The sequence below is a fragment of the Dietzia massiliensis genome (assembly GCF_018390595.1).
Lineage (GTDB): Bacteria > Actinomycetota > Actinomycetes > Mycobacteriales > Mycobacteriaceae > Dietzia > Dietzia massiliensis.
The window spans coordinates 1-9,064 of record NZ_JAHBAV010000081.1 but is presented as its reverse complement, the minus strand read 5'-3'; the positions used below and the strand labels follow the sequence as shown (position 1 = coordinate 9,064).

Below are 9,064 nucleotides of genomic sequence, written 5' to 3'. Positions count from 1 at the left end.
GGGCGCGCGGGTACCGGATACGCCGGCGCCGGCGTATCCGGTACCCGCGCGCCCGGCGACACCCGACCGCTCCAGGCCCCGGCGGGCGGCGGTTCGATCTATGACGACATCACCTGACGAGACGCACCCCGACGATCTGCTGGAGGACTTCCTCTCCGGCGAGGGATTCGCGCCCGATCCGTTCCAGTTCGAGGCCTTCGCGGCCCTGGACGCCGGCCGGAACCTGCTCGTGTCCGCGCCGACGGGGTCCGGCAAGACCCTGGTCGGCGAGTACGCGGCCTACCGGGCCCTCGCCGGCGGGGGACGCTGCTTCTACACCACGCCCGTCAAGGCACTGAGCAACCAGAAGTTCCGGCAGTTCCGCGAGCGATTCGGCCCCGAGAACGTCGGCCTGCTCACCGGTGATCACTCGATCGACGCCGACGCGCCCATCGTCGTGATGACCACCGAGGTGCTGCGCAACATGATCTACAGCGCCTCGTCGGCACTGCACGACCTCGACTGCGTGGTCATGGACGAGATCCACTACCTCGGCGACCGCTCGCGGGGCGTGGTGTGGGAGGAGATCATCCTCACCCTCGACCCGGCCGTTCTGCTGGTCGGGCTGTCCGCGACGCTGAGCAACACCGACGAGCTGGGGGACTGGATCACCGAGATCCGCGGCGACACCGCCGTAGTGCTCTCCGAGCACCGTCCCGTGCCGCTGGCCCACATGCTCTACACGGACGGCGATCTCGTCCCCGTCCGCGCCGCCGCCGACCAGCGCCGGCGGGCCCGGTCCGGGTACCACGACGAACGGATGGCCTCCCGCCCGCGCGCGCAGTGGGCCCGCCGTCAGGACGTCATCGAGCGGCTCGACGACGAGAACCTCCTGCCCGCCATCTACTTCGTGTTCTCCCGCGCGGGCTGCGACGGCGCGGTCGCGCAGATGCGCCGGGCCCGGCTGCGCCTCACGACCGGTGAGGAGGCCCGGCGCATCGCCTCGCACGTCGACTCCGCGGTCGCGCAGGTCCCGCAGCCCGACCTCGACGCGCTCGACTTCGCGGCGTTCCGCGCCGGGCTGGTCAACGGGCTCGCCGCCCACCACGCGGGGATGCTGCCGCTGTTCCGCACGATCGTCGAGGAGTTGTTCTCGGCCGGGTTGATCAAGGTGGTCTTCGCCACCGAGACGCTGGCGCTGGGGATCCACATGCCGGCCCGCGCCGTGGTGCTCGAGAAGACGACCAAGTTCAACGGCGACACGCACATGATGCTCACGTCCGCCGAGTACTCGCAGATCACCGGGCGGGCCGGCAGGCGCGGCATCGACACCAAGGGCACGGCAGTGGTGCTGGACCAGCCCGACCTGGACCTGGACGCGCTCGCCGCGCTCGTCGACACGCCACGATTCCCGCTGCACAGCGCCTTCACGCCCGACTACTCGATGGCCGTGAACCTCGTCGAGCAGCTCGGGGTGGAAGAGGCCACGACTCTCATCGGACGGTCGTTCGCCCAGTTCCAGACCGACCGCACGCTGGTGTCGCGGTCCCGCGCCATCGAGCGCCGCTCCGACGAGCGTGACCGGATGCGCGCCTCGCTCGAGGAGGCCGGGGGCGACGCGGACCTCGACGAGTACATGGGCCTGCGCGCCGAGTTGAGCAGGCTCGAGCGCAAGGCCGAGAAGGCCACGCGCGACGACCGGCTCGACTCCGTGCGGTCGGCCATGCTCAAGCAGACCGCGGGCTCTGTCATCACCGTGGGCCGCAAGCGGTTCGGCATGGTCGCGACCGTGCTGCAGGTACGGACCGACATCCCCTCGGACCCCGCGTTGCTCTGCCTCACCGACACCGGGTGGACCGGCTGGCTGCGCCAACACGACTTCGCGGCACCGCCCGTGCCGGTGGGCCGCGTGGACCTGCCCAGGGGCCGCCGCAAGCTGGACGGCCGGGCCAAGCGCGCGCTGGTCCAACGTATGGAACACCTGCGGGGTAAGGCCAAGGGCCGCATGAAGAACGCCGGAGGCAAGTCGGTCCGCAAGGATCCGCGGATCGCGGCGGCCCGCCGGGCCCTGCGCCAGCATCCGCTGCACGACGACCCGCGGATCGACAAGCTCGCCCGCCTGCACGAGCGCTGGGCCCGCGCCGACGCCGACGTGGCCGCCCTCACCGCCGAGGTCGACGCCGACGCGGACTCGTTGGCCCGACGCTTCCGCCGGATCGTCGACCTGCTCCGCCACCTCGGCTACCTCGAGAAGGTCGACGGCGTCCTGCGTGCCACCGACGCGGGCCACCTGCTCGCCGGGGTGCACACGGAACAGGACCTCTTCGTGGCCGAGTGCCTGCGCCGCGGCGTGTGGCGGGGGCTCGACGCGGCTGGGCTCGCCGCCGTGATCGCGACCATCGTCGCGCACCCGCGCACCGACTCGGCGATCCGCGAGCCCTCGGACGAGGTCCTACGGTCGGCCCTCGCCGAGACCGAGCGGGTCGCGGCCGACGTCGCCGAGGTGGAGCGCGCCCACAGACTGCCCACGACCCCGGACCTGGACGCCGGACTCGCGCCGGTTCTGCACCACTGGGTATCGGGGGGCGCACTCGCCTCGATCCTCGCCGCGTCGTGGCAGGAGGGCGTCGAGCTCACCGCCGGCGACTTCGTCCGGTCCGCGCGACTCGTGGTGGACGTGCTCGCACAGGTCGGCCAGGTCGCCGAGCCGGACCTCGCCGGCACCGCCCGCTCGGCGGTGGGGTCGCTGCGCCGCGGTGTCGTGCTCGACCACATGGCCTGAGCCCACCCGCCCCGGCGCGCCTCGCATCCCGCGCCCCTCATCGCGGCGCCGCACCCCCTCATCGCGGCGCCGCACCCCCTCATCGCCGCGCCGCGCCCGGAACCAAAAGTGGTCGTGATCAGCGTGGTCCTGGTCGTAATGGTCGGACCGGATCGCGCAATTCACCGCGACCGTTACGACCAATCCCCGCGTACGAGCTTCCCCGGCGGGCGCGGATCATACCTCGTCGAGGACCGCCGTCGCCTCCAGCAGCCGGCCTATCGCGCGCGCCTGGCCCGTCGACTCGCCCAACGACTCGATCCGCCCGGAGTCCACCGGCCCGCGACGGCCGTCCACGTCGCCGTCGAACCGCACGTCGAACGCACGCCCGCCCAGCCGGACCACCCCGCGCGCCGCGGTCAGGTAGTCGGCGCCCTCGGTGATCGCCCTCCGCTGGCGGGCGCTCATCGCCGAACCGGGGTCGCCCGCGGCGGCGATGATCCCGTCCAGGTCGCCGTACTCGCGCAGCAGCGTGGCGGCGGACTTCGCGCCGATCCCCGCGACGCCCGGCAGGCCGTCCGAGGCGTCCCCGACCAGCACGGCATAGTCCGCGTACACCCGCGCGTCGTCGCCCGCCGGCAGGTCGAAGCGTTCGGCCACGACCTGCGGGGTGTACGCGAGCCGCTTCTTCATCCCCGCCCCCACGTACACGACGGTGGTCGTCGCCGAGGCCAGCTGGAACAGGTCGCGGTCGCCCGTGACGACCAGCACCTCGCGATCACGAGCGGACAGCGCTGCCAGCACGTCATCGGCCTCCGCGTCCTCCGCCCAGGCCTGGGCGAGGCCCGCCGCGCCGAGGACGTCGCGGATGGCGCCGACCTGCGGGCCCAGCGATGCTGGGGCGTCCTCCTCGCCGTCGTCACCCACCCGGTGCGCCTTGTACGACGGCAACAACTCCACCCGCCAGTCCGGGCGCCACTGCCGGTCCAGGGCGGCCACCAGGCCCGTCGGCGAGTACTCCTCGACCAGCACGGCGACCATGTCGCAGAACCCGCGCACCGCGTTGGCCGGGGCGCTGTCGGGCCCGGTGATCTTCTCGGGCACGGAGTGGAACGCGCGGAACCACAGGCCGGCGCTGTCGAGAACCATGAGCGGGCCCTGGGACACCGCGCCTCCTTATGGGTCGGGGATCATGCCGGTCAGGCGTCACGTCGGCCGGGAGTCATGCAGATCGGCAGTCATGCAGATCGGGGGTCGCGGACGGCCACCGCCCGTCAGGCTAGTCGCCCTCGGCCACCAGCGCCGACCCCCGCCGCGCGCGTCCGCCCGCGTCGCCCGCTTCGCCGCGCCTAGTGTGGAGGCATGCCGACTCCCGACCCGCAGCTCCACTCCACCCGTCTGACCGCCGTCCGCGACCGCGCCGGCGCACTCGGGATCGACCACGTGGTGGTGTACTCCGGCGAGGACATGTCCTACCTCACGGGCGAGCGCATGGACTCCCACGAGCGACTCACCGCGCTGGTCGTGCCCGTCGCCGGCGGCGAGCCGCTGCTCGTGCTGCCCGCGCTCGAGCTCACCGACGTCACCCGTCGCGCCGCCGAGCGCGTGGGAGCGGAGATCCACCCGTGGTCCGACGGGACCGACCCGGTGCCGCTCGTGGCGGGGAAGGTCGCCGGGCGGGTGGCGGTCTCCAGCGCACTGCCGGCCCTGCACCTGGTGCCGCTCCGTGACGGCGTCGACGGCGAGGTGGTGCTCGCCTCGGAGGTGATCGACCACGTGCGGGCCGTGAAGACCCCGGACGAGGTGGAGCAGCTCGCCGAGGCGGCCCGCCGTATCGACGCCGTGCACGCACGCATGGGGGAGTTCCTCCGGGTGGGCCGGACGGAGGAGCAGGCGGGCGAACTCATCACGGCGGCGATCGAGGCCGAGGGGCTCACGCACGCGGAGTTCGTGATCGTGGGGTCGGGCCCGCACGGCGCCGACCCGCACCACGGCGTATCGGGCCGGGTGATCGAGTCCGGCGACATCGTGGTGGTGGACATCGGCGGCCCGCTGCCCAGCGGGTACCACTCGGACTGCACGCGGACGTACTCGATGGGGGAGCCCTCCGCCGAGGTCGCCGAGAACTACGCGGTCCTGCAGGAGGCGCAGCGGTTGGCCCGCGAGGCCGTGCGCCCGGGCGTCGCGATCGGCGAGGTCGACGCAGCGGCCCGCGAGCACCTCGCCGCCGCCGGCCTGGGCGAGCTGTTCATCCATCGCACCGGCCACGGAATCGGGTTGGGACTGCACGAGCCGCCGTTCGTCATGCCCGGGGCCGACACCGTGCTCGAGGAGGGGATGACGTTCTCGGTGGAGCCGGGTATCTACCGGTCCGGGCAGTGGGGCGCGCGGCTGGAGGACATCGTCGCGGTGACCGCCGACGGCCGGCGCGACCTCAACACCGGAGAGCGCGGCCTGCGGGTGCTCTGACCGCCGACGCCCGCCCAGCCGCTCCTGTGCCTGGCGTCTAGCTCCCGTCGATGCACGCGAGTACCGCAGCCGCCCCTCAGCATGGCGTCTCGCTCCCGCCGCTGCCCTCGCAGCCGCCCCTGTGCCTGGCGTCTCGCTCCCGCCGATGCACGCGAGTACCGCAGCCGCCCAGCATTGCCGCCGCCCAGCCCACAGCGAGCCCGGGCCGATTGCGCGCGGCCCGAGCCAGCACGGCGGAGCGACCGAGATCAGGCGCCGGTGAACATCTGCGCCGAGCCCAGCACGCGGTCGACCTCGATGGCCACGACCACCCGCTCGGGGTTCGGCGTCGGCTCGCGGTAGCGCAGGGCGTACCGGCGCTCTCCCTCACGGACGGCGTCGGGGTCGTCGAGCAGCCGGGCGGTGCCCTCGAAGGTGAGCCACCGACCGCGGTCGACGTGTGAGACGGCAGCGCGTCCGCCTCGGGCGGCGTTGCGGGCCTTCTGGGAGCCGCGCCGGGTGATCACGCGCGCCAGCCCGCCCTCGACGTCCACGGTGAAGCCCACCGCCACGACGTGCGGGGACCCGTCGCGCCGGAGCGTCGTGAGCGATCCCAGGTGGTACTCGGACAGGAACCGGTGCGCCTCGTCGGAGAGCTCTGCCAGGGTGTGCGCCATGCCGCCGAGCCTGCCACAGCGACTTGGCGCAGGGCGCGGACGCCTGCCACAGCGACTCGGCGCAGGGCGCGCAGGCGTGCGTGGGAGACTGGGCGCATGCCCACACCCGCAACCCCGTCGTCCCTGCCCGCGTCCGGCGGAGAGGTCGTGGTGGTCTTCGGTGGCCGCAGCGAGATCGGCCTCGCCGTCGCCCACCGCCTCGCACCCGGCCGGACGGTCGTGTTGGCCAGCCGCCCCGGGGGCGACGTGTCCACACTCGAGGCCCCGCTCGTCGAGGCCGGCGCGGCGGCGGTGGAGATCGTGGACTTCGACGCCGACGACCTCGACGCACACGCGCGCGTCGTGGACGGGATCGAGGCCCGCGTCGGGCCGATCACCATCGCCGTGCTGGCCTTCGGGATCCTCGGCGACCAGGAGGTGGCCGAGCGCGACTCCCTGGCTGCGGCCCGGATCCTGCACACCGACTTCGTGGCGCAGGCCGCGTTGCTCACGGTGCTGGCCGAGCGGATGAAACCGCGCCGGACGGGTGTGCTGGTGGCGTTCTCCTCGGTGGCGGGGCAGCGTGTCAGGCGCGCCAACTACGTCTACGGTTCCGCGAAGGCCGGGCTGGACGGTTTCGCCTCCGGGATGGCCGATGCGCTGCACGGCACGGGCGTCACCCTGGTGATCCCGCGCCCCGGGTTCGTCATCGGCCGGATGACCGAGGGCATGGACCCGGCGCCGTTCTCGTCGACACCGGACCAGGTGGCGGACGCGGTGGTCGAGCGGGTGCTCGAGCGGCGGGCGGGCGTCGTGTGGATCCCGTGGCAGCTGCGGGTCATGTTCGCCGTGGCGCGGCTCGTCCCGCAGCCCGTGTGGAGGCGGATGCCGCGGTGAGCGCTCCGCCACGGCCGGGTCCCGACCCGGCGGCCGTCCACCTCGTCGGCACGGGCCCCGGCCCGGTCGATCTGCTCACGGTCCGCGCGTCCCGGCTGATCGCGTTGAGCGGCACCTGCCTGTGCGACTCCGACGTCGGCGCGGCGTTGTCGTTGTGCCCGCCGACGGCCCGGGTCGTCGACGCCACCGATCTCTCGCCGGAGAACGCCGCGGCGCGGATCCGCGAGGCGGTGGAACGCGGAGACCGGGTCGTGCGGCTCTACGCCGGGGACCCGTCGCAGCACCCCGGGCTGGCCGCGCACACGCGCGCCCTCGACGCCGCGGAGATCGAGTGGGAGCTCGTGCCCGGGATCCCTGCGGCCGGCCGCGCGGACCACACATCGCCCGCGGCGACGCCAGCTGCACCCGCCGGCTCAGCACCCGCCCCGGCAGCACCCGCCGCTCGGCCCGTCGGACGGCAGGCCGAGCGGCAGGCCGAGCGGCGATCCGGGCCTCATCCTCGTCCTCGGCGGCACCGGCGAGGCGCGGCGGCTGGCCGACCTCATGGTGACCGCCGGGCTGGACGTCGTGACCGCCCTGGCCGGGAAGGTCACGCGCCCGCGGCTGCCCCGGGGCGAGGTCCGCATCGGCGGGTTCGGCGGTGCCGAGGGCCTGGCGCACTGGCTGCGGGAGAACGCGGTGAGCGCGGTGATCGACGCGACGGACCCGTTCGCCGACGAAATCTCGACCGACGCGGTCCACGCCGCCGCGGAGACGGGCACCCCGCTGCTGCGGCTGCACCGGCCGCCGTGGACCGAACGCCCCGGCGACGAGTGGATCCGCGTCCCCGACACGCGGACCGCCGCGCAGGTGGTGGCCGAGCGGTTCCGCCGCCCGATGCTCACCGTCGGCAAGCAGGGCGCGTCCGAGTTCGCCGGCGACACCCGCGGCTCCTACCTCATCCGCTGCTCGGAGCCGCCGCCCGGGCCGTTGCCGCACCGCTACCTGCTGGTGCTCGACCGCGGGCCGTTCGGGGAGGACTCCGAGCGGACGTTGATGTCGCGGCACCGGATCGACGTGCTCGTCACGCGCGACAGTGGCGGCGACAGTTCGGCGGCGAAGCTGGCGGCCGCCCGGGACCTCCGTATACCGGTGGTGATGGTCGACCGGCCGGAGGCGCCGCCCGCCCCCGAGACCGTGCACTCGGTCGACGAGGCCGCCCGCTGGCTGGTCGGGCGGTTCGGCTCACGCTGAGCCGGGCACCCAGGGCGAGCTCGCGTCGAAGATCATCCCCATCGGCGCCAGCACCCGCACGACCTGCTCGGCCATCCCCTCGGTGAGCCCGTGCAGTCCGATCACCCCGTCCGCCGAGACGGTGCCGGGCCGCTCCACGGCGCCGAGGAACTCGGCGAGCCGCGCGGGGATGACGCCCTCGGCGACCACGGCGAGGAGGCTGACGAGCCCGTCGGAGGTGTCGACCCACCCGACCGTCGGGGCAGCGGCCGCGAGCCGCCCCTCTACCTGCGTAGAGGGGGACGTGACCCGCGCGCCGGCGTCCCTGGTGACCGTGGTGGTGAGCGGGTGGGAGTCCAGGGCGACGACGACGAGGTCGTGCACCTCCCCGGACGCGGGCACGTCGGCCGGGCCCGCGGAGCGCGCGAGGTGGGCTGCCACGTCCGCGAGGACGACCGCCGCGTGGTCGAGCCGGACCCGGACGGCGACCTCTCGGCCGGCGACGTGGATCCGCGCGGTGCCGTCGGTGCCGTCGACGACTGCGGCCAGGTCGGGGGAGTGCGCGAGGACATCTCCCGAGCCGTCGTCGAGCCCCAACAAGAGTCGGCCGGCGAGGGCGTCGATCCCGGCGTGACCGGCCAGCGCCGCGGAGAGCCGGTCGGGCAGGTCGGCGAGGCCGTGGTGGCCGTCGAGCAGGCCGGCCAGCGGCGAGGCCAGGACGACCGGCAGGCGGCGCGGACCGCCCGGGGGCAGGAGGCCGGAATCCGTGGCGCGCTCCCAGAGCCTGCGGACGGTGGGACCGTCGCCGTCCCGGTGGTCGCCACCCGCCGGGTCGGGGTCGATCCCGCGGAGCTCGAGTCCGCCGCCGGCGACCGTGTGGACGGCGCCGCCGTGGTCGGCCGCGAGGGCCGCCAGAGCGGTCCAGTCGGCGGGGCGCAGGCGGCCGCCGGGGAAGTGCAGGCGGGCCCTGTCGCCGTCGGTGATCGCGGAGACGCCCCTGGGGCCGGGGAGGTGGTCAGCGGCGGAGTCGTCCATGGCGGACCACAGTATCGGCCGGCCCGGTCGCGGGGGACCCGACGCCCGGCGGCGGTCCGTGGCGTGACGGGGGGGT

7 protein-coding genes and 1 pseudogene are annotated in these 9,064 nt (G+C 74.4%); 5 read left to right on the top strand and 3 right to left on the bottom strand.

Annotated features, from left to right (window positions below; genetic code table 11):
- Nucleotides 1-100: 100 nt before the first annotated feature.
- Nucleotides 101-2,761: a DEAD/DEAH box helicase gene (locus tag KHA85_RS15350; RefSeq protein WP_213186472.1), complete on the top strand. Its 2,661-nt coding sequence runs from the start codon at nucleotides 101-103 to the stop codon at nucleotides 2,759-2,761.
- 216 nt (nucleotides 2,762-2,977) lie between these two features.
- Here the strand turns inward: KHA85_RS15350 and KHA85_RS15345 are convergent, their stop codons facing one another.
- Nucleotides 2,978-3,907: a 5'-3' exonuclease gene (locus KHA85_RS15345; protein WP_213186471.1), complete on the bottom strand. Its 930-nt coding sequence runs from the start codon at nucleotides 3,905-3,907 to the stop codon at nucleotides 2,978-2,980.
- A 195-nt stretch (nucleotides 3,908-4,102) separates the two neighbouring features.
- Between KHA85_RS15345 and KHA85_RS18360 the strand changes: the two genes are divergently transcribed.
- A complete protein-coding gene (locus KHA85_RS18360; RefSeq protein WP_213186470.1) occupies nucleotides 4,103-5,209 on the top strand; it encodes a M24 family metallopeptidase in 1,107 nt (368 codons plus the stop codon).
- A gap of 248 nt (nucleotides 5,210-5,457) precedes the next feature.
- Here KHA85_RS18360 and KHA85_RS15335 read toward each other — a convergent pair whose 3' ends face one another.
- Complete coding sequence (locus KHA85_RS15335) at nucleotides 5,458-5,865, bottom strand: pyridoxamine 5'-phosphate oxidase family protein (RefSeq protein WP_061228734.1); 408 nt, start codon at nucleotides 5,863-5,865, stop codon at nucleotides 5,458-5,460.
- A gap of 96 nt (nucleotides 5,866-5,961) precedes the next feature.
- On the opposite strand from KHA85_RS15335, the gene KHA85_RS15330 reads away from it, so the two are divergent.
- From KHA85_RS15330 to KHA85_RS15320, 3 genes and pseudogenes are all read left to right on the top strand, one after another.
- Nucleotides 5,962-6,741, top strand: coding sequence for an SDR family NAD(P)-dependent oxidoreductase (locus KHA85_RS15330; protein ID WP_213186469.1), 780 nt, complete (start codon nucleotides 5,962-5,964; stop codon nucleotides 6,739-6,741).
- Nucleotides 6,660-7,043: pseudogene (locus tag KHA85_RS18660) on the top strand (SAM-dependent methyltransferase); the annotation flags it as partial. The gene KHA85_RS15330 and the pseudogene KHA85_RS18660, both read left to right, overlap by 82 nt.
- A gap of 241 nt (nucleotides 7,044-7,284) precedes the next feature.
- The gene (locus tag KHA85_RS15320; RefSeq protein WP_236885776.1) at nucleotides 7,285-7,974 is read left to right on the top strand and encodes a cobalt-precorrin-6A reductase; all 690 of its coding nucleotides are present in this window, start codon (nucleotides 7,285-7,287) and stop codon (nucleotides 7,972-7,974) included.
- Here KHA85_RS15320 and KHA85_RS15315 read toward each other — a convergent pair.
- Nucleotides 7,966-8,988, bottom strand: a complete 1,023-nt coding sequence (locus tag KHA85_RS15315) for a ferredoxin-like domain-containing protein (protein ID WP_213186468.1) — start codon at nucleotides 8,986-8,988, stop codon at nucleotides 7,966-7,968. The genes KHA85_RS15320 and KHA85_RS15315 overlap by 9 nt on opposite strands.
- Between the last annotated feature and the right edge of the window lie 76 nt (nucleotides 8,989-9,064).